This is a genomic window from Arthrobacter sp. MAHUQ-56, assembly GCF_019710585.1.
Lineage (GTDB): Bacteria > Actinomycetota > Actinomycetes > Actinomycetales > Micrococcaceae > Arthrobacter.
Genome location: NZ_JAIFZQ010000004.1, coordinates 1 through 19,296, shown reverse-complemented (window position 1 = coordinate 19,296; position 19,296 = coordinate 1). Strand labels below are relative to the sequence as shown.

Below are 19,296 nucleotides of genomic sequence, written 5' to 3'. Positions count from 1 at the left end.
TCCGCCGCCAAGTTACCGGGCGTAAAGTTGTGGGGAACAAAAGCCGGTACCGATTAGTTATTACATTGTGTCGCTTCCGGATAGCGGAGGCGCCTAGGATGAAATGACCATGACGGTCCGCTCCACGGCGGGCCTGACCAATGAGGGAGCAAGGCGATACAGATGGTAAAGCAGCCCGTATCCGTAAACGGCGTTGTCCGCTGGAAGGATGTGGGCCTCGCCGAACAGGCTAAGAGCGAACAGAAGGAGCGCAAGATGGTAGTACTTCGTCACGAAATCGGTGATGTCCTGCGCGATGTCCGCCAGCGGCAGGGACGTACGCTCCGTGAAGTTTCGCACAGTGCCCGTGTCTCCCTGGGATACCTCAGCGAAGTGGAGCGCGGCCAGAAGGAAGCATCATCTGAGCTTTTGTCCTCGATCTGCTCGGCACTGGATGTTCCGCTGTCCAGCATGCTCCGCGAGGTCAGTGACCGCGTGGCAGTGGCTGAGGGCGTAGCAGTTCCGGACACCGTCCCGCAGGAATTCTCTCAGCGTTACGGCCGCGACCTTGAGCGCGACCTCAACACTGAACTGAACGACGAGCTTTCCAATGGCCTTCTCTCCGGCGCCCGGTAAGGGCAGTCCGGACCAGGCCACCTAAAGCACGGCCTTATACAGAAGGAAGCCTCCGGCCATGCCGGAGGCTTCCTTCTGTTCTGCAACTCCTGTTCAGTCTTCCTGTGCCCGCGGCGCGGACGGGGTATCCCCGTCCTGGGGCTCCCTGGGGAACCCGTCCCGCTCGTAGGTGGAGTTGAGCTTGGCCATGTAGCGCGCCAGCTCCTGCAGGTCCTCCACCGGCCATTCACGCAGCCGCTCCTGGAACACCTGTCGCCGCGCGTCCTGTACCTGGTGCATCTTCTCCTCACCCTTGGGCGTGAGCCGGATGGACTGCGCGCGCCGGTCCAGCGGGTCCGCCTCCTTCGACACCAGCCCCAGGCTTTCCAGGAACGCGATCTGGCGGCTGACCGACGGCTTGCCCACCCCGATGTTCATGGCGAGTTCGGTAAGGCGGATGGGCCCCTCGCGGCGGATGACGGTCAGCAGCCCGTAGGCTGCGGGTTCCATGTCCGGGTGCACTTCCCGCGAGAGCTGGTTGGAGATGGCCCGGGCCCGCCGCCAAAAAAGACTGATCTGGTGTTCGACGTTTTGCAGGGCCTCATCGGCGGCAGCTTCGCCTGCGCCGGACTCGGACGGGGCATCGGGGGAGTTGCTCATGGCAACAATTCTAGGGTCCACACTCATGAGAGGATTTATCGATGCGAATCAGCGAGTACTGGCGGCTCATGGACGACGAGTTCGGCGCGGGCTACTCCCGCGTCCTGAGCAGCACCCTGGTCCTTTCCGGGGTGGGCGGCCGCACCGCGGACCAGGCCCTGGCAGCCGGGGTGGAGCCGCGCAGGGTGTGGCTGGCAGTCTGCGACGTCCAGGACGTGCCGGCCGAACGGCGGCTGGGACGGGACATCCCCCCGCGCAGGGACCACTGACCTGGCCACGGCTTTCCAGGACCAGCGGGGCAACGGCCTTCCGGGCACCAACTACTGCTGACACGCCGCACGGCGCCGGCTCTTCGAATACCTGTTCGGATAAAGCTATGCTTTTCCTATTGGGTTTATCCACATAGCCGTCGTCCTCAGGCCGGAATGTCAGTGGGTCCCCTTAGCGTCAGAGATGACCAAGAAAACGGCCGCGAAGGCCACCATCGAGAAAGCATTAGAGGTGTCAACCATGGCGGCAGCCCCGGATCGTGCCAAGGCGCTGGAAGCAGCGCTGGCCCAGATTGACAAGCAGTTCGGCAAGGGTTCGGTGATGCGCCTGGGCGACGAAGTCCGTGCCCCCATCGAAGTCATTCCCACCGGCTCCATCGCACTGGACGTGGCCCTCGGCATCGGCGGCCTTCCCCGCGGCCGCGTCATCGAAATCTACGGCCCGGAATCCTCGGGTAAGACCACCGTGGCCCTGCACGCCGTGGCGAATGCACAGCGCGCGGGCGGCATCGCCGCCTTCATCGACGCCGAGCACGCGCTGGACCCGGACTATGCCGCAAAGCTGGGCGTCGACACGGACGCCCTCCTGGTGTCCCAGCCGGATACCGGCGAGCAGGCCCTGGAGATCATGGACATGCTGGTGGGCTCCGGCTCGCTGGACGTCATCGTTATCGACTCCGTTGCCGCCCTGGTGCCCCGCGCTGAAATCGAAGGCGACATGGGCGACAGCCACGTGGGCCTGCAGGCCCGGCTCATGAGCCAGGCCCTCCGTAAGATCACCGGCCGCCTGAGCCAGACGAAGACCACGGCGATCTTCATCAACCAGCTCCGCGAAAAGATTGGCGTGTTCTTCGGTTCCCCCGAAACCACCACCGGTGGTAAGGCCCTGAAGTTCTACGCGTCGGTCCGCATCGACGTCCGCCGCATCCAGACGCTCAAGGAAGGCGCCGATTCTGTCGGCAACCGCACCAAGGCCAAGATCGTCAAAAACAAGATGGCCCCGCCCTTCAAGGTCGCCGAGTTCGATATCATCTACGGCCAGGGCATCTCCCGCGAGGGCGGCATCATCGACATGGGCGTGGAGCACGGCATCATCAAGAAGTCGGGCTCGTGGTTTACCTATGACGGGGACCAGCTGGGCCAGGGCATGGAGAACTCCCGCCGCTTCCTCCGCGACAATCCCGAGCTCGCCGCCGAACTGGAGCGCCTGATCAAGGAGAAGCTCGGCGTCGGGGTAAAGGCGGCCGAAGAGGAGCCCAAGGATTCGCCGAAGCTGAAAGCCGTCGACGGGTTCTAGCCGTTGAGCTGGTCGTCTGAAGCGCAGCGTCCTGAAGCGCCCGTTCAGGGAACGGGCGCTAGGGACAGCCGGTCCCCGAAGGGGCGGGCCCGGCGGAACCGTTCCGGAAGCCCTTCTGCAGGGCACCCGGGCGGGTTCGCCGTTCCGGACGATCCCCGGGCCGTGGATGCTGAGCCGGATCCGGTTTCCGTCGCCCAGGCCATTGTCTACCGGCAGCTGACGGCGTCCGCCAAGAGCAGGCTGCAGCTGGCACGGAAGCTCGCCGAACGGAACATCCCGGAGGACGTTGCGGAATCGGTGCTGGACAGGTTCGAGGAAGCGCGGCTGATCAACGACGCCGAATTCGCCGACATGTGGGTCAGGAGCCGTGCACAGTCGCGCAAGCTCGCGAAGGGTGCCCTCCGGCGTGAGCTGGCCGACAAGGGCATCGACCAGGAAACCGCCAGTGCAGCCCTGGAACAGCTGACGGACGCGGACGAAGAAGCTGCGGCGAGAACCCTGGTGCAGCGTAAGCTGCGTCCTGGAACAGACCTTTCCGGCCAGGCAGAGCGGGAGAAAGCTGTCCGGCGGCTGGCGTCGATGCTGGCGCGAAAGGGCTATCAGCCGTCGCAGGCGTTCCGGATCGTCAACGAGGTCCTCGATTCCCAGGATCCCGACAGCGATCCGCTGGGGAACCGGTACCCTTAACGGGTGAGTTTGACCATCCCTTCCTCCCCTTCCAGCGCCCCCACCCCTGCGGCAGAAGCCACCCCGCAGGATGCCGGCAGCCGCCCGCGTACGTACCAGGTGCGCACCTTCGGGTGCCAGATGAACGTTCACGACTCGGAGCGGATGGCCGGAATGCTTGAAGATGCCGGCTACGTGCCGGCGGAGGGCGAACAGGCCGACGTTGTGGTGTTCAACACCTGCGCGGTCCGTGAAAACGCCGACAACAAGCTCTACGGCAACCTCGGCATCCTGGCCCCGGTCAAAGCAGCCAACCCCGGAATGCAGATCGCCGTTGGCGGCTGCCTGGCGCAGAAGGACCGGGAAACCATCCTGAAGAAGGCTCCGTGGGTTGATGCGGTCTTCGGCACCCATAACGTGGGTGCGCTGCCCGCCCTCCTTGACCGGGCCCGGCACAACAACGAAGCACAGCTGGAGATCCTGGAATCCCTGGACGTCTTCCCGTCCACCCTTCCCACCAAGCGGGACTCTGTGTACTCCGGCTGGGTATCCATCTCCGTCGGCTGCAACAACACCTGCACCTTCTGCATCGTGCCCTCCCTCCGCGGGAAGGAAAAGGACCGCCGGCCGGGGGAAATCCTCGCCGAGATCCAGGCGCTTGTCGACGACGGCGCCATCGAGGTTACGCTGCTCGGCCAGAACGTGAACTCCTATGGCGTCGAATTCGGCGACCGCCAGGCCTTCTCCAAGCTGTTGCGGGCCTGCGGCGAAATCGAGGGACTGGAACGGGTTCGCTTCACCAGCCCCCACCCTGCCGCCTTCACCGATGACGTCATCGACGCCATGGCCGAAACGCCCAATGTCATGCCGCAGCTGCACATGCCGCTGCAGTCCGGCTCCGACAGCATCCTCCGGGCCATGAAGCGCTCGTACCGCTCCACGAAGTTCCTGGGCATCCTGGACAAGGTCCGGGAAAAGATCCCGAATGCCGCGATCTCCACCGACATCATCGTCGGTTTCCCCGGCGAAACAGAGGAAGACTTCCAGGCCACGCTGGACGTGGTGGAACAGTCGCGCTTCGCCACCGCCTTCACGTTCCAGTACTCCAAGCGCCCCGGGACGCCCGCCGCCGACCTGCCCGACCAGCTGCCCAAGGCGGTGGTCCAGGAACGCTTCGAGCGGCTCACCGCGCTGCAGGACCGGATCGCCGCAGAGGAGAACCGGAAGCAGCTCGGCCGCCGGGTGGAAGTCATGGTCACCGCCCAGTCCGGCCGCAAGGCCGAGGAAACGCACCGCCTCTCGGGACGTTCGCAGGACCAGCGGCTGGTCCACTTCTCCGTCCCGGACGGTGCGCCTGCGCCCAGGCCCGGGGACCTCGTGACCGTGACCGTCACCGAAGCCGCCGCGTTCCATCTCATCGCCGATCCCAAGCCTGAGGACTACCACCTGCGACGGTCACGGGCCGGCGACGCCTGGGACAGGTCCCAAGCAGACTCCTGCGGGGCTCCGGCCCCGGGTGCCGGTGCGGGCCAGAAGGGCGTCTCCCTCGGCATGCCCTCGCTGCCGCTGCGCACCCGCTGACAGGTGGACGCTCCGCCCGTCATCGCCGTCGTCGGCCCTACCGGCTCCGGTAAGTCCGACCTCGCCGTCAACCTTGCCCTCGAACTTGACGGCGAGGTCGTCAACGCCGACGCCATGCAGTTCTACCGCGGCATGGATATCGGCACGGCCAAGATGACCGTGGCCGAACGCAGGGGAGTGCCGCACCACCTGCTGGACATCCTCGACGTAACGCAGGAAGCGAGCGTCTCCGACTTCCAGCAGCAGGCGCGCGATGCCATTGCTGACATCCACGCACGCGGTAAACGCGCCATCCTGGCCGGGGGCTCCGGGCTCTACGTGCGGGCTGCCCTGGACGTGCTGGAGTTTCCCGGGACGGACCCACGGCTTCGGAAACGGCTCGAGGCGGAACTGGCGGACCAGGGGACGCCCGCAATGCTGGCCAGGCTGCATGCCGTGGACCCAGTCTCGGCGGAACGGCTGTCCGATGACCGGAGGATCATCCGCGCACTGGAAGTCCATGAGCTCACCGGCCGGCCCTTCAGCTCCTTCATGCCGCGCCGCGAGTACTACCAGCCGGCCATCCAGGTGGGGCTCAGCGTGGACCGCGAGGTCCTGCGGGAGCGACTGGCCGCCCGCGTGCACCGGATGGTGGATGCCGGGCTGCTCGCCGAGGTCCAACGCCTAGACGCCCAAGGCCTGCGCAGCGGCAAAACCGCCTCCCGCGCCCTCGGGTATTCGCAGTTCCTCCGGGTTCTCGACGGTCTTTCCACTGTCAGGGAGGCAGCGGAGGAAACTATTGTGGCCACCCGGCAGTTTGCCCGCCGGCAGCTCACGTGGTTCCGCGCCGACCCCCGCATCAGCTGGCTGGACTGGCAGGATCCTGACCTCAACAGCAAGGCCGCAGAGCTGTCCAGGTAGCCGCGTTTCAGCACCGGCAGCATCCGCCGCTACGCTTGACACCATGGATGCCACCTCCACAGAAACTTCCGACTCCGCCTTCCGCACCCTGGGCGGGCTCCGCTTTTCCAAGGGGCACGGGACCGGCAACGACTTCGTCCTGACAGCCGACCCTGACGGGACGCAGGCCATCGACGCCGGTCAGGCCGCGGCGCTCTGTGACCGGCACCGCGGCATCGGCGCCGACGGGCTGATCAGGGCCGTGCCGTCACGTTTCCTTCCCGAAGGCCGCGAACTGCTCTCCGAAAATCCCGACGCGGAATGGTTCATGGACTACCGCAACGCCGACGGCTCACTGTCCGAAATGTGCGGCAACGGGGTAAGGGTCTTCGTCCACTTCCTGCGCACCGAGGGCCTGGTCAATTTGCCCGACGGCGGATCGCTCGCCATCGGCACCCGGGGCGGGGTCAAGACCGTGGTCCGCGCCGGGGATGGCTACGCGGTGGACATGGGGCCCTGGGAGTTCATCTTCCCCGGCGAAGCCAGCGCCAAGGCCATGGATTCCCTGGTCACCGCTGACGGGCTGGAAGTTGCCAGGCCGGCACTCTCGGTGAGCATGGGCAACCCGCACACCGTGGTGGCCCTTGCCGAACTGTCCGAGCTGGCCGGCACCCGGCTCTTCACCGCGCCGAAGGTGGATCCGGTTCCCCCCAACGGAACCAACGTCGAGTTCGTGGTGCCCGCGGAACCGCTGGTGCACGACGGCGTCGGCTCAGTCACCATGCGCGTGCACGAACGCGGCGTGGGGGAGACCCAGTCCTGTGGCACCGGAGCGTGTGCGGCCGCCGTCGCCATCCGGCACTGGGCCGGCGCCGAGGCGCCTGACACCTGGCGTGTCCACGTTCCCGGAGGCGTGGTGGGCGTGAAGTTCTTTGCCGGCCCCGGCGGCCACGAGCACGTTGAGCTCAGCGGCCCCGCCGTCATTGTGGCGAGCGGGACTCTTTCCTGACCGTGAGGATGCGGAAGGACTTGGACGTCGATGCGCGCGACACCGTGAAGGATTCGTCCAATTCGGCTGCCAGCCAGCGCTGCAGCGAGTCCGAGCCCAGGTTCTTCTGCACCACCAGCCACGCGGTGCCGCCGTCGGCCAGCCGCGGAAGCCACAGCTTGAGCAGCGCATGCAGCTGATCCTTGCCGATGCGGATGGGCGGATTCGACCAGATCGTGTCGAAGCGCACTTCGGGGTCCACGGACTCAGGCGTTCCCGCGACCACATTGGACAGGCCCAGTGATGCCGCGTTCTCATTGGTCAACGCGATGCAGCGTTCGTTGACGTCCACCGCGTAGACCTTGGACTCCGGGGCGAGCAACGCCATGGTGAGGGCGACCGGACCCCAGCCGCACCCGATGTCCAGCAGATTCCCGGCGGGATGTGGTGGCGGGACTTCGGCCAGGAGGACGGCGGTTCCCTTGTCGATTCCGTCCGGGCTGAAGATGCCGGTGGACGTCTGCAGCTTTCGCGTCTGGCCTGCCAGTTCAACCGTGAGCGGTTTGCGGGTAAAGGGGCCGGCGGGGGTGGCGCTGAAATAGTGTGCGGACTCCATAACTGGCCAGAGTAGTTCCCCTTGCAGCGTAATGGGAAACCGCGGCCGCAGGCCTCTGCTACGGTTTAACGCATGTTCCTGATCTTCGAGTAGCCGGCCCGGGCTTAGCCCGCTCCGCAGCAACGTCCCACAGCGACGCAGGCGAACATCGCCTTCCGCTTGTGCACCGGACCAGTCGCCAAGCGTCTGCTCCGGCCGCCGGACAATACTCGAAGTCAGTCTTTTCGCTGCACTTCCCGCCATTTCTCCGGCCTTTCCTGCCGCCTTTGTGACGCGGCACCGTCCGCTGCCCGCCAAGAAGGCCGGCGGCGCCAGCAACCAGGAGAACATGTGACCGCAGGTCGTCAGCCCACCGCGAATTCTTCAGCACATTCCACCGATCGGCACTATTCTGGAACTGCCGAATCTTCAAAGGAGACCATGACCAGCCACCCCAACACCGGTTCCGATCCAGCCGCCCAGGACATGAGCCCTGAGGAGATCCAAGCTGTCATCGACCGGATCCTCGCCAAGGACGTACCGGCCAAGAACGTCAGCACGCCCGCCGGTGAAGGCAGCGGCAATGGAAAAAAGGTCCTCGGCACGGCGCAGGCGATTTCCCGCCTTGATGAGGAACACAGCGCGTTCGACGGCGACCAACAGGACCTCGAGGAACGCCGCGCCCTGCGCCGGACGGCAGGCCTGTCCACCGAACTCGAGGACGTCACCGAGGTCGAATACCGCCAGCTCCGCCTGGAGCGGGTGGTCCTGGCCGGCCTCTGGTCCGAGGGAACCCTCGCAGACGCCGAAAACTCGCTGCGCGAGTTGGCCGCCCTCGCCGAGACGGCCGGCTCGGAAGTACTCGACGGCCTCGTTCAGCGCAGGGACAAGCCGGATCCCGGCACGTTCCTTGGATCCGGTAAAGCCCAGGAACTCAAGGACATCGTCATGGCCACCGGCGCGGACACCGTGGTGGTCGACGCCGAACTGGCGCCATCCCAGCGGCGTGGCCTTGAGGACATCGTCAAGGTCAAGGTCATCGACCGCACGGCCCTGATCCTGGACATCTTCGCCCAGCATGCCAAGAGCCGCGAGGGCAAGGCCCAGGTTGAGCTGGCCCAGCTCGAATACCTGCTTCCACGCCTTCGAGGCTGGGGTGAATCGATGTCCCGCCAGGCTGGTGGCCAGGTGGGTGGCGCAGCTGCCGGCATGGGCTCCCGTGGCCCCGGTGAGACCAAGATCGAACTGGACCGCCGGCGGATCCGTACGCGCATGGCCAAGCTGCGGCGGGAAATCGCCGCGATGAAGCCTGCCCGCGAGACCAAGCGCGCCAATCGCCGTCGTAATGAAGTCCCCTCGGTGGCCATCGCCGGGTACACCAACGCCGGAAAATCTTCGCTGCTCAACCGCCTCACGGACGCCGGCGTCCTCGTGGAGAACGCACTGTTCGCCACGCTCGATCCCACCGTCCGCAAAGCTGAGACGGCTGACGGCCTGGGGTACACCCTGGCCGACACCGTCGGGTTCGTCCGATCCCTGCCCACCCAGCTCGTGGAAGCATTCCGCTCCACCCTTGAAGAGGTGGCGGACGCTGACCTGATCCTGCACGTCGTCGACGCCTCCCACCCGGACCCGGAAGGGCAGATCGCCGCCGTCCGCAAGGTCTTCAGTGAAGTCGATGCGCGCAAGGTGCCCGAGATCATCGTGCTGAACAAGGCCGACGCCGCGGATCCTTTCGTGGTGGAGCGGCTCAAGCAGCGCGAGCCGCGGCACGTGGTGGTGTCGGCCCGCACCGGCGAGGGTATTGCAGAGCTGCTGAAGGCCATCAGCGACTCCATTCCGCGGCCCAGCGTCAAGCTCGAACTGCTGATCCCGTATGACCGCGGTGACCTGGTCAGCAAGCTCCACGAGTCGGACGCGGAAATCATCAGCCTGGACCACGGGGAGACGGGCACCAAGGCCGTCGTGATGGTGCGGGAAGGCCTCGCGTCCGAACTGGAACCATTCGCCAGCAATGACTGACCCCGCGGCCGGAAAAGCCACGGAGACGGCCGGCGGGCAGTTCGTCCTCGAACTGCTCGACCGGGCCGTTGCGGGCATGGGCGGTCAAAGCCGCGCGGGCCAGCACGAAATGGCGCGGCAGGTGGCGCAGGCGATCGAAACGGGCAACCACCTGCTGGTCCAGGCCGGCACCGGCACCGGCAAATCGCTGGCCTACCTTGTGCCGCTCATTGCCCATGCGCTCGAAAGCGACAAACCCGCGCTGGTCTCGACAGCCACCCTGGCACTGCAGACGCAGATTGTGGGCAGGGACCTGCCCAGGCTCCTGAAGAACATCGGCCCGGCGCTGGAGCGCCCCGTCAAGGTGGCGCTGGTCAAGGGCAGGTCCAACTACGTCTGCCGGCATAAGCTCGAAGGCGGCTTCCCGTCGGAAGAACCTGCCGAAGGCCAGCTTTTCTCCCTCGGCGAGGACACGAGCGTCCCGCACTTCGCTGCCGCGGTGGGAGGCCCGGCCTCCCAGCTGGGCAAGGAAGTGGTGCGCCTGCGCGAATGGGCAGAGAAGACGGCTACAGGTGACCGGGACGAGTTGCTGCCCGGTGTTACCGACAGGGCCTGGCGGCAGGTCTCCGTGACTTCCATGGAATGCCTCGGGGCACAAAAGTGCCCCATGGCCGCCGAATGCTTCAGCGAACTCGCGCGGCAGGACGCTGCCGAGGCCGACGTCGTGGTCACCAACCACGCCATGCTCGCCGTCAGTGCCTTTGAGGGGCTGGCGGTCCTGCCTGAGTACGATGTCGTGGTGGTGGACGAAGCCCACGAACTGCAGGACCGGGTCACCGGGGCCGTCACCGGGCAGCTGTCCGTGGCCATGGTGCACGCGGCCGCCGCAGGCGCACGGAAGCACACCGCCATCACCGTCGACGCCCTCAATGCCGCCGCTGCCAACCTGGAGCTCGCCCTGGCGGGCGCCCCGGGCGGCCTGCTGCCCAACGGCCTGAACGACGAGCAGCTGGACTGCGTGGACCAGTTGCGGGAAGCCTGCCGTGCCGCGTTGTCAGATTCGAAGGGGGACAGCAACACCACGGCCGACGGCGGCAGGCAGCTTGCCAGGTCACGGCTCATGCTCATCCTGGAACTCTGCGAGCGGCTGATCGCCGCCCGGGAGAACCGCGAGGTGGTCTGGTTCTCCCGCGCCAGCACATTCGATCCCGGCCAGGGGTATTCCCAGCCGGACGAGAGCGCGCCGGTACTGATCAACATCGCCCCGCTCTCCGTCGCCGGAAGGCTGCGCGAAGGGCTCTTCGCCGGGCACACGGTCGTGCTGACGTCCGCTACGTTGGCCATCGGTTCCGCGTTTGAACCGGCCGCGGGCGGCCTGGGCCTGATTGGCGAGGGCGCACCCAGCTGGACCGGGGTGGATGTTGGCTCGCCCTTCGACTACCCGCGGCAGGGGATCCTCTATGTGGCCGGGCACCTGCCCAAACCCGGGCGCGGTGTTTCCGCCGAAGCGCTGGCCGAACTGGAAGCACTCATCAAGGCCTCCGGCGGGGGAGCGCTGTGCCTGTTTTCGTCCCGCCGCGCGGCGGAGGAGGCCGCCGATGCCCTCCGCGCCAAGGTCGGCGTGAAGATCCTCTGCCAGGGTGAGTCCACCATGACCGCGCTGGTCAAGCAGTTCGCGGACGAGCCTGACACCTGCCTGTTCGGAACCATGTCGCTGTGGCAGGGGGTGGATGTTCCCGGCGGGTCGTGCCGGCTGGTGGTGATCGACCGGATTCCGTTCCCGCGCCCGGATGACCCCCTGATGACGGCACGTTCACGGGCCGTGGCACAGGCCGGGGGCAACGGTTTCATGTCCGTTTCTGCAACCCATGCAGCGATCCGCCTCGCCCAGGGGGCCGGCCGGCTCATCAGGTCAACGGGGGACAAAGGCGTGGTGGCTGTCCTGGATTCCCGCCTCGCCACCGAGCGCTATGCCGGATTCCTGCGGGCTGCCCTGCCGCCGTTCTGGTCCACGACGGACCGCAGCAAGGCTTTGGCGGCCCTCAGCCGGCTGGGGGCCGAAGCCTCCGCCTAGGACGGGTACAGCGGATCAGCGGGTACGGCGGATCAGCGGGTACGGCGGATCAGCGGGTACGGCGGATCACAGTGAGCGCAGGACAGAGACCACTTTGCCCATGATGGTGGCGTGGTCGCCCAGGATGGGCTCGTACTGCGTGTTCTGCGGGAGCAGCCAGGTGTGGCCATCGCGCTGCCGGAACGTCTTGACCGTGGCCTCGTCGTCCAGCAGCGCAGCGACGATGTCACCGTTGGCGGCGTCAGCCTGGCGCCGGACCACCACCCAGTCGCCGTCGCAAATGGCCGCATCCACCATTGAATCACCGGCCACCTTGAGCATGAAGAGCTCACCCTGGCCGACGAGCTGGCGGGGGAGCGGCATGACATCTTCAATCACCTGGTCCGCCAGGATGGGACCGCCGGCCGCAATGCGGCCCACCAGCGGAACCATGGCAGTATCCAGCGCTGTGGGCAGCTCCGTTACGGTGGCTCCTGCACCGGGTGCGTGCGGCGACGGCGTACCCTCGGCCTTGGCTGCGCCACGGTCCAGGGTGAGGGGCATCAGCACTTCCATGGCGCGGGGCCGTTTCGGGTCCCTGCGGAGGTAGCCGAGCTTTTCCAGCTGTGAAAGCTGGTGGGTCACACTGGAAAGGCTTGCGAGGCCGACCGTATCCCCGATCTCGCGCATTGAGGGCGGATATCCGTTCTCATTGACTGAGCGCTGGATCGTTTCGAGGATCTTCTTCTGCCGTGGTGTCAGGCCCTTGGCGCTCCTCTTGTGCTGCGGGGCCGTCCTGCCTCCGGCGGCTGCTGCTGCCATAAACGCCAATGCCTTTCGGTTGCCACCGGACCTCCCGCACCGTGCTGTCCAACAGCGCCGCCGGAAGGATCCCCACCGTCATTGTCAGACCCTGCTGGTCAACTTTCCTGGTGGTTGTTCTTTGTTCTCAAAGCTAGGCCAGCCACATCGCTTTTTCAAACATTTGTTCTAGCGAGTCTCGACATTGTTCGTTGATAAGTGCTAAAACTGAACCAGCAAAGTTCGAACATGTGTTCTAGTCCGCGTCTTCCCGTTCGAAGATGGCACCGGAAAACCAGATCCGGGGTGATCTTCGGGAGGGATGGCCGCGGCGGGTGCGGAAGGCGGGTACCTCCGCCGGTGCCCGGCCGGTTTGGTTGCAGCACAGTATTGGTCCAGGAGGGCTAAGTTCATGTCAGCTTTATCTCTTCCCCAGGTTTCCCGTCCGCGGCAGTTCCCGGTGCAGCAACTGCTGTCCCGCCGCGAACCAGCACGCCGCGTCCGCCAGGCGGCGTCCGGCCGGATTCGACTGACCCGCCGCGGCAGGCTCGTCCTGATCGGCATCCCGGCCATGCTCCTGGCTGTGCTCCTGTTGTCCTTGTCCGGCCTCTTCAACTCCCCGGCCAAGGCCTCCGATTCCGCAGCTGACCTTGGGCTGACGCCCACCGTGACTGTGACGGTCCAGCCCGGCCAGTCCCTCTGGGCCATCGCAGGTGAAGTCGCACCAGGCCGCGACGCCCGCGACGTTGTTGCGGATATCGTGCAGCTCAACAATCTCGCGGCAGGTGCCGTCCTGCCCGGCCAACAGCTTTTCGTTCCCACCCGCTGACCGGGGCGGGCCCGGCCGTGCGGAGCCACGCCGAGGGCGAACGGAAGCTGTCACATTTTCCGGTCGTTGCCGAGGCAACTAAACTGTTCAGGTGAACGACCAGCTAGAACGTCTGAACCGGCTTCCCCTCCGCAGCAACCTTCGCGGGCTCACCCCCTACGGGGCACCCCAGCTGGATGTCCCCATCCTCCTTAACGTCAACGAGAACACCCACGGTGTCCCGGCCGATGTGCGCGCAGCCATCGCTGCCGCCGTGACCGAGGCCGCTGCGGGACTGAACCGCTACCCGGACCGGGAGTTCACAGATCTTCGGCGGGCACTGGCGGAATACCTTGGACACGGTTTGGACGCGTCCAACCTGTGGGCAGCCAACGGGTCCAACGAGGTCCTGCAGCAAATCCTCCAGGCCTTTGGCGGCCCCGGCCGCACCGCCCTTGGTTTCCCGCCCACGTACTCCATGTACCCTCTGCTCGCCAGCGGCACGGATACCCGCTACATCACCGGCGAACGCGCGGGGAACTACGACCTCAGCGCAGAATCGGCAGCCCGCCAGGTCAGGGAACTCCAGCCGAACATCGTGTTCCTCTGTTCCCCGAACAACCCCACCGGGACCGGACTCGGCCTGGATGTCGTGGAGGCCGTCTACGACGCAGGGGCGGAAAGCCAAACCATCGTGATCGTTGATGAGGCGTACCACGAGTTTGCCCACGAGGGTACGCCCAGCGCCCTGACCCTGCTGCCCGGCAGGGAGCGGCTGATCGTCTCCCGCACCATGAGCAAGGCCTTCGCGCTGGCCGGCGCCCGCCTCGGCTACATGGCTGCAGCCCCGGAAGTCACCGACGCCCTCCGCCTGGTGCGGCTGCCGTACCACCTCTCCGCCATCACGCAGGCAACAGCCCTCGCTGCCCTCGAACACCGGGAAGCGCTGATGGCGGAGGTCGAGGACATCAAGAAGCAACGGGACCGCATCGTCGAAGGCCTGACCCGGATGGGCCTGACCCCCGCCGCTTCGGATTCCAACTTCGTTTTCTTTGGCGGCCTCGAGAATCCCCACCAGGTCTGGCAGGAACTCCTGGACGCGGGCGTGCTGATCCGCGACGTCGGAATCCCCGGCCACCTCCGGGTCACGGCAGGCACTGAGGCGGAAACCACAGCGTTCCTCACGTCACTGGAACGCATTCTTGCCGGACAGGCCGCGCTTCCCGCCTAGACTTGATACAGCGGCTTCCGGGTGCAGCAGCGCTGGACGCCTTGAACCAACCACTCCCTAAAAGGATCCTTCACCATGACTTCCACCGGATCGAACGCCGCCGAGGCCAGGACAGCCCGCATGGAGCGAGCCACCAGCGAGTCGTCCGTGCTCGTGGAAATCAACCTTGACGGTACCGGCGTCTCGGACATCGACACCTCAGTGCCGTTCTACGACCACATGCTCACTGCCCTGTGCAAGCACTCGCTGATCGACATGACAGTGAAGGCCACCGGCGATATCCACATCGACGTCCACCACACAGTGGAGGACGTCGCCATCACCTTCGGCGAGGTCCTGCGCTCGGCGCTCGGCAACAAGGCAGGCATCCGCAGGTTCGGCGAAGCCACCGTCCCGCTGGACGAAGCACTGGCCCACGCCGTAGTCGACGTCTCGGGCCGGCCTTACCTCGTCCACGGCGGCGAGCCTGCAGGCCAGGAATACCACCTGATCGGCGGCCACTTCACCGGGTCCCTCACCCGGCACGTGTTTGAAGCCATCACGCTGCACGCCGGTATCTGCCTGCACATGAACGTGCTTGCCGGCCGCGACCCGCACCACATTGTCGAGGCGCAGTTCAAGGCCTTTGCCCGCGCCCTGCGCGCCGCCGTCGAACCCGACCCCCGCGTAGAGGGCATCCCTTCCACCAAGGGCGCGCTGTGAGCGGGCAGATCCTCAAGGACGGTGCCATCGTCGATCCCTCCGCCTCGCGGAAGCTGCCTTCGCCGGAGGGCAAGCCGACCGTCACGGTGCTCGATTACGGTTCGGGAAACGTCAGGTCCGCCGTGCGTGCCTTGGAGCGCGCCGGTGCGGAGGTGATCCTCAGCGCCAAGCCGGAGGATGTGCTCAATGCCGACGGTTTGGTGGTGCCCGGAGTGGGCGCTTTCGAGACCGTCATGCGCGAACTCAAGGCAGTGGACGGGATCCGGCTCATCGGCAGGCGCGTTGCAGGCGGGCGGCCAGTGCTGGGCATTTGCGTCGGCCTCCAGGTCCTGTTCGAAGCAGGCGTGGAACACGGCACCGAAGCCGAAGGCATCGGCGAATGGCCCGGCAAGGTGGAGGCGCTGCCGGCGGACGTCGTTCCGCACATGGGCTGGAACACCGTCAAGGTTCCGGAAGGCTCCAAACTCTTTGCCGGCGTCGAGAACGAACGGTTCTACTTCGTGCACTCCTACGGCGTGCAGGAATGGAACTTCGACGTCATTCAGCCCCGGATGGCACCGCCCCTGGTCACGTGGTCCGAGCACGGAGGCCCGTTCATCGCCGCCGTCGAAAACGGCCCGCTGTGTGCCACGCAGTTCCACCCGGAGAAGTCCGGCGATGCCGGCGCGCGGCTGCTGCGCAACTGGGTGGAAGGGCTGCGCAAGCCCGCCGCCAGCCACCCCGGGACCAGCGAAACCACCGGCACCGGCAGCGACGCCTGAATGTGGTCCGTCCTGCTGATGGGCCTCGCCGGACTCCTGATCGGCGGCGCCATCGCTTTCCGGCAGCAGCACAGGCCGTTGTGGACGCAGGTTGTGTTCTGCGTCCTGGCCGCGATGTCGCTGCTCGCTGCTTACCTGCTGACGCTCCCCGCCGGCTGACCGCCACCCGGCCTTCCGTTTGCCTCGACAGAAACAACACCAAGGATGAGTATGACCACCGCATATGACCTGCCGGTACTTGAACTGCTGCCCGCCGTCGACGTCGTCAATGGCCAGGCCGTCCGGCTCGTCCAGGGCGAGGCGGGCAGCGAGACGAGCTACGGCACCCCCCTCGAAGCGGCGCTGAACTGGCAGCAGCAGGGTGCTGAATGGGTGCACCTGGTGGACCTGGACGCAGCTTTCGGACGCGGCTCGAACGCCGACCTGCTCCGCGAGGTCGTGGGCCGGCTGGACATCAAGGTTGAACTCTCCGGTGGCCTCCGCGACGACGAAACGCTGGAAGCGGCCCTCAACCTGGGCGTGGCGCGCGTCAACCTTGGTACTGCTGCCTTGGAAAACCCGGAGTGGACGCGCCGGGCCATCGAGCGTTTCGGAGACAAAATCGCCGTCGGGCTGGATGTCCGCGGAACCACGCTGGCCGGCCGCGGCTGGACCAAGGAAGGCGGAGATCTCTGGGACGTCCTGGACCGCCTTGAGGAAGCCGGGTGTTCCCGGTATGTGGTCACAGATGTGACCAAGGACGGCACGCTCCAGGGCCCCAACGTTGAACTCCTGCGCCAGATGGTGGAGAAGACCGGCAAGCCCGTTGTCGCGTCCGGTGGCATATCGAGCCTTGACGACCTGAAGGTGCTGCGTTCGCTGGTGCCGCTGGGCGTGGAAGGCGCCATCGTGGGCAAGGCCCTCTATGCCGGGGCCTTCACGCTTCCCGAAGCACTCGACGTCGCCGGCCGCCGCTAGGCGCCGGGAGGGCCGCCGCGTCATGCCTGCTTCAGAAGGCCAGTCCAGCCCCAGCGACCTGCCCGGCTCCGACAGGCCGGGCACCCCGGCCGCGCGCCAGTTGCCGGGGCACATTGCCGCTGCCCTGGCGGGGGCGGGCGGGAGCGCGGATTCAGCGGGACAGCCCTGGGCCGGGCGCAGCCTGGCCGGGGAAGACGCCCGGATCCACAACTTCGAGGACGACGACGGAACGGCCGATGCCGGCTACCTCGCCGCCGTTGCCGCGCTCCGGAAGGGGGCGGGCGGCGAGGCGGACGTGGTCGCCGCACTGGCAACAGCAAGGGTCTTCATCCCCATCGTGGCCCAGCTTGCCGAGGAAGCGGAAACCGGGCACGGCCTGCACGCCGATAAGCAGGCGGACATGGCGCTGGTCACCCTCCGGGCGGCCGACGGGCGGACTGCCCTTCCCGCCTTCACCTCCGCAGCAGCCCTGGCCGCCTGGCATCCTGAGGCACGGCCGGTGGCGGTGTATGCCGCGCGGGCGGCGCTCTCCGCAGTGGCAGAAGGCGCCGAACTCGTGGTCCTGGACCCGGGAGCGGACCTGACGTTCGTGGTGCGCCGGCCCGCCGTCTGGGCGCTGGCCAAGCAGCAGGAGTGGATCCCGTCCTACCTCGACCCGGAACTGGCCGCCGGGATGGGCCGCGGAGCCCAGGCTTTTCCTGCAGTCCGCAGCATCGAGCTCAAGCCCGGCGGGGGAGTACAGGCCCTCGCGGCCGACGGCTCACTGGTTCCTGGCGGCGGCGCCGGGCCGGAGCTGCAGGTGGTGCTGTACCTCGAGGACGGCCTCGATGCCCCCGCAGTGCAGGCCCTGGTGGCCGGGCTCCAGGGGGAGTGGTCCCGGAATGTATTGTTTGGAGAGCGCGTGGACTCGCTGGAAATCAAGCTGAGGCGCGCTTCCCACTAGCTCCAGACTGCGGGTGATCCCCGGGCGGTCTGCGGCATACCTGGAGGATCGCTTCGTGAATTTCACTCTCTACCGGGAGTTGCTTGCCGTACGGCCCATCCGGCGTCTGCTGCTGGTGGGCATGGTTGCCCGCATTCCGCATTCCGCGGCCGGCGTGCTGCTCACCCTGCACATCGTCCTCACCCTGGGCGAAGGCTATGCGGCGGCCGGTGCAGCCGCAGCCGTGATGACCATCGGTATTGCCGTGGGCGCTCCCTGGCGCGGGCGCCGTGTTGACACTGCCGGCCTGCGTACTGCGCTGATTCCTTCCGTGGTCTCGGAAACCGTCATTTGGTCCGTAGTGCCGCATGTGTCCTACCAGTGGCTGCTTCCCCTTGTTTTCGTTGGCGGCCTGTTGACGCTGCCCATCTTCAGCGTGGTGCGCCAGTCGCTGGGGGTCCTGGCCGACGGCGGGCAGCGCCGCACCGCGTTTGCCCTGGATGCGATCAGTACCGAAGTCGTGTTCATGATCGGGCCTGCCGCCGGCGCCGTGGTGGCCACCAGCGGCTTTACCACTGCCGGCCTGACCGTGGTGGGCGTCTCCACGTCCCTCGCCGGGCTGTTCCTGATGTGGTTCAACCCGCCCACCCGCAGCCGGGAGGAAACGCTGGAGAGCGCGAAGGACCAGCGCCGTGCAGCGGAAGCCGCTGTCGTATCCGCCGCCCCGGCCCACGTGCAGGAAGCTGCCGCCGGGCTGGTGCCTGCCGGAACCGCGGATTCATCCGGCCTGCGGGCGAAGGTGGCCGGCAACTTCGCCTGGTTCACGTCCACGGTGGCCGCCGTGTTCGCCGTGGCAGCCGGCGCCGGGATGGTCCTCAGCGGGACGGACGTGGGAATTGTTGCGGCACTGGAGACCGGCGGGCACCAGCGCGAAATCGGCGTCGTGTTTCTGTTTTGGTGTGCGGCATCGGTGGCGGGCGGGCTCATTTATGGCGCCATGCACCGGCCCGTCCCGCCCATCATCCTGCTCCTGGGCATGTCCGCGCTGACGGTGCCCATGGCGTTCGCCCAGGACACGTGGAGCCTTGCCCTGGTCTCCCTGCTGCCCGGCATCCTGTGCGCCCCCGTGCTCTCCGCCGCGTCCGAAAAGGTCGCAGACCTGGTGCCTGAGGAACGCCGCGGGGAGGCAATGGGCTGGTACGGTTCGGCCCTGACTGCGGGGGTGGCACTCGGTTCGCCGCTGGCGGGCGTCTTCATCGACGTGATGGGACCGTCCGGCGGGTTTGTCTCCGTGGGTGCTGCCGGGGTGGCGCTGTGCCTCGTTGGGCTGGTTCTCCAGCAGCGCCGGCGCAGAGCCGCCGCCTGAGCCATTCCCCCGGTCATCGATTGCTCCGTAACTGCCCTTTTGGCCCCTGGAAAGTCAAGTGGTGGTTGCAACGGTTAGGCTGCTGCGGCGAGGAGGAGTTCGTTGAATTTCTGCTTGGGGGTTGCGAGGCCGAGGGTGGGGCGTGGCCGGTTGTTGAGGCTGTCC

At 66.7% G+C, this 19,296-nt stretch carries 20 protein-coding genes; 17 read left to right on the top strand and 3 right to left on the bottom strand.

Annotated elements, in window-relative coordinates; translation table 11 throughout:
- The first annotated feature begins 162 nt into the window (after positions 1 to 162).
- On the top strand, positions 163 to 615 hold the full coding sequence (locus K4G53_RS01720; RefSeq protein WP_260323035.1) for a helix-turn-helix domain-containing protein: 453 nt from the start codon (positions 163 to 165) through the stop codon (positions 613 to 615).
- Between the two features lie 93 nt (positions 616 to 708).
- Here the strand turns inward: K4G53_RS01720 and K4G53_RS01715 are convergent, their stop codons facing one another.
- A complete protein-coding gene (locus K4G53_RS01715) occupies positions 709 to 1,254 on the bottom strand; it encodes a MarR family winged helix-turn-helix transcriptional regulator (RefSeq protein ID WP_221383778.1) in 546 nt (181 codons plus the stop codon).
- A gap of 41 nt (positions 1,255 to 1,295) precedes the next feature.
- Here K4G53_RS01715 and K4G53_RS01710 point away from each other — a divergent pair, with 41 nt between their 5' ends.
- The 6 genes from K4G53_RS01710 to dapF all read left to right on the top strand — a co-directional run bounded on the left by K4G53_RS01710 (position 1,296) and on the right by dapF (position 6,955).
- Complete coding sequence (locus tag K4G53_RS01710) at positions 1,296 to 1,523, top strand: DUF3046 domain-containing protein (RefSeq protein WP_221383777.1); 228 nt, start codon at positions 1,296 to 1,298, stop codon at positions 1,521 to 1,523.
- A 241-nt stretch (positions 1,524 to 1,764) separates the two neighbouring features.
- Positions 1,765 to 2,820, top strand: a complete 1,056-nt coding sequence (recA, locus tag K4G53_RS01705) for a recombinase RecA (protein ID WP_221384047.1) — start codon at positions 1,765 to 1,767, stop codon at positions 2,818 to 2,820.
- A gap of 162 nt (positions 2,821 to 2,982) precedes the next feature.
- Entirely contained in the window at positions 2,983 to 3,507 is a 525-nt protein-coding gene (locus tag K4G53_RS01700) for a regulatory protein RecX (RefSeq protein WP_221383776.1), read from the top strand.
- Between the two features lie 3 nt (positions 3,508 to 3,510).
- Positions 3,511 to 5,067 (top strand): tRNA (N6-isopentenyl adenosine(37)-C2)-methylthiotransferase MiaB, encoded by a 1,557-nt coding sequence (gene miaB / locus K4G53_RS01695; RefSeq protein WP_221383775.1) that lies wholly within the window; start codon positions 3,511 to 3,513, stop codon positions 5,065 to 5,067.
- A gap of 3 nt (positions 5,068 to 5,070) precedes the next feature.
- Positions 5,071 to 5,967, top strand: coding sequence for a tRNA (adenosine(37)-N6)-dimethylallyltransferase MiaA (gene miaA / locus K4G53_RS01690; protein WP_221383774.1), 897 nt, complete (start codon positions 5,071 to 5,073; stop codon positions 5,965 to 5,967).
- 43 nt (positions 5,968 to 6,010) lie between these two features.
- Positions 6,011 to 6,955 (top strand): diaminopimelate epimerase, encoded by a 945-nt coding sequence (dapF, locus tag K4G53_RS01685; protein WP_221383773.1) that lies wholly within the window; start codon positions 6,011 to 6,013, stop codon positions 6,953 to 6,955.
- On the opposite strand, the gene K4G53_RS01680 is transcribed toward dapF, so the two are convergent.
- On the bottom strand, positions 6,927 to 7,550 hold the full coding sequence (locus K4G53_RS01680) for a class I SAM-dependent methyltransferase (protein WP_221383772.1): 624 nt from the start codon (positions 7,548 to 7,550) through the stop codon (positions 6,927 to 6,929). The two genes, dapF and K4G53_RS01680, sit on opposite strands and share 29 nt — an antisense overlap.
- 420 nt (positions 7,551 to 7,970) lie before the next feature.
- On the opposite strand from K4G53_RS01680, the gene hflX reads away from it, so the two are divergent.
- Complete coding sequence (gene hflX / locus K4G53_RS01675; protein ID WP_221383771.1) at positions 7,971 to 9,551, top strand: GTPase HflX; 1,581 nt, start codon at positions 7,971 to 7,973, stop codon at positions 9,549 to 9,551.
- Entirely contained in the window at positions 9,544 to 11,604 is a 2,061-nt protein-coding gene (locus K4G53_RS01670; RefSeq protein WP_221383770.1) for an ATP-dependent DNA helicase, read from the top strand. Before hflX ends, K4G53_RS01670 begins: the two co-directional genes overlap by 8 nt.
- Positions 11,605 to 11,670: 66 nt before the next feature.
- On the opposite strand, the gene lexA is transcribed toward K4G53_RS01670, so the two are convergent.
- A complete protein-coding gene (lexA, locus tag K4G53_RS01665) occupies positions 11,671 to 12,405 on the bottom strand; it encodes a transcriptional repressor LexA (RefSeq protein ID WP_221383769.1) in 735 nt (244 codons plus the stop codon).
- Between the two features lie 391 nt (positions 12,406 to 12,796).
- Between lexA and K4G53_RS01660 the strand changes: the two genes are divergently transcribed.
- The 8 genes from K4G53_RS01660 to K4G53_RS01625 all read left to right on the top strand — a co-directional run bounded on the left by K4G53_RS01660 (position 12,797) and on the right by K4G53_RS01625 (position 19,131).
- The gene (locus K4G53_RS01660) at positions 12,797 to 13,213 is read left to right on the top strand and encodes a LysM peptidoglycan-binding domain-containing protein (protein ID WP_221383768.1); all 417 of its coding nucleotides are present in this window, start codon (positions 12,797 to 12,799) and stop codon (positions 13,211 to 13,213) included.
- A 91-nt stretch (positions 13,214 to 13,304) separates the two neighbouring features.
- Positions 13,305 to 14,423 (top strand): histidinol-phosphate transaminase, encoded by a 1,119-nt coding sequence (locus K4G53_RS01655; protein WP_221383767.1) that lies wholly within the window; start codon positions 13,305 to 13,307, stop codon positions 14,421 to 14,423.
- Positions 14,424 to 14,498: 75 nt separating this feature from the next.
- The gene (hisB, locus tag K4G53_RS01650; protein WP_221383766.1) at positions 14,499 to 15,125 is read left to right on the top strand and encodes an imidazoleglycerol-phosphate dehydratase HisB; all 627 of its coding nucleotides are present in this window, start codon (positions 14,499 to 14,501) and stop codon (positions 15,123 to 15,125) included.
- Positions 15,122 to 15,886: an imidazole glycerol phosphate synthase subunit HisH gene (hisH, locus tag K4G53_RS01645; RefSeq protein ID WP_221383765.1), complete on the top strand. Its 765-nt coding sequence runs from the start codon at positions 15,122 to 15,124 to the stop codon at positions 15,884 to 15,886. The genes hisB and hisH overlap by 4 nt, the downstream gene beginning before the upstream one ends.
- Positions 15,887 to 16,045 (top strand): hypothetical protein, encoded by a 159-nt coding sequence (locus tag K4G53_RS01640; RefSeq protein WP_221383764.1) that lies wholly within the window; start codon positions 15,887 to 15,889, stop codon positions 16,043 to 16,045. It begins immediately after the preceding gene.
- A gap of 51 nt (positions 16,046 to 16,096) precedes the next feature.
- Positions 16,097 to 16,843 carry a bifunctional 1-(5-phosphoribosyl)-5-((5-phosphoribosylamino)methylideneamino)imidazole-4-carboxamide isomerase/phosphoribosylanthranilate isomerase PriA gene (gene priA, locus K4G53_RS01635; RefSeq protein ID WP_221383763.1) on the top strand — a complete coding sequence of 249 codons (747 nt, stop codon included), beginning with the start codon at positions 16,097 to 16,099 and terminating at the stop codon, positions 16,841 to 16,843.
- A 22-nt stretch (positions 16,844 to 16,865) separates the two neighbouring features.
- Positions 16,866 to 17,786 carry an SseB family protein gene (locus tag K4G53_RS01630; RefSeq protein ID WP_221383762.1) on the top strand — a complete coding sequence of 307 codons (921 nt, stop codon included), beginning with the start codon at positions 16,866 to 16,868 and terminating at the stop codon, positions 17,784 to 17,786.
- Positions 17,787 to 17,841: 55 nt separating this feature from the next.
- The gene (locus K4G53_RS01625; protein WP_221383761.1) at positions 17,842 to 19,131 is read left to right on the top strand and encodes an MFS transporter; all 1,290 of its coding nucleotides are present in this window, start codon (positions 17,842 to 17,844) and stop codon (positions 19,129 to 19,131) included.
- Positions 19,132 to 19,296 lie beyond the last annotated feature (165 nt).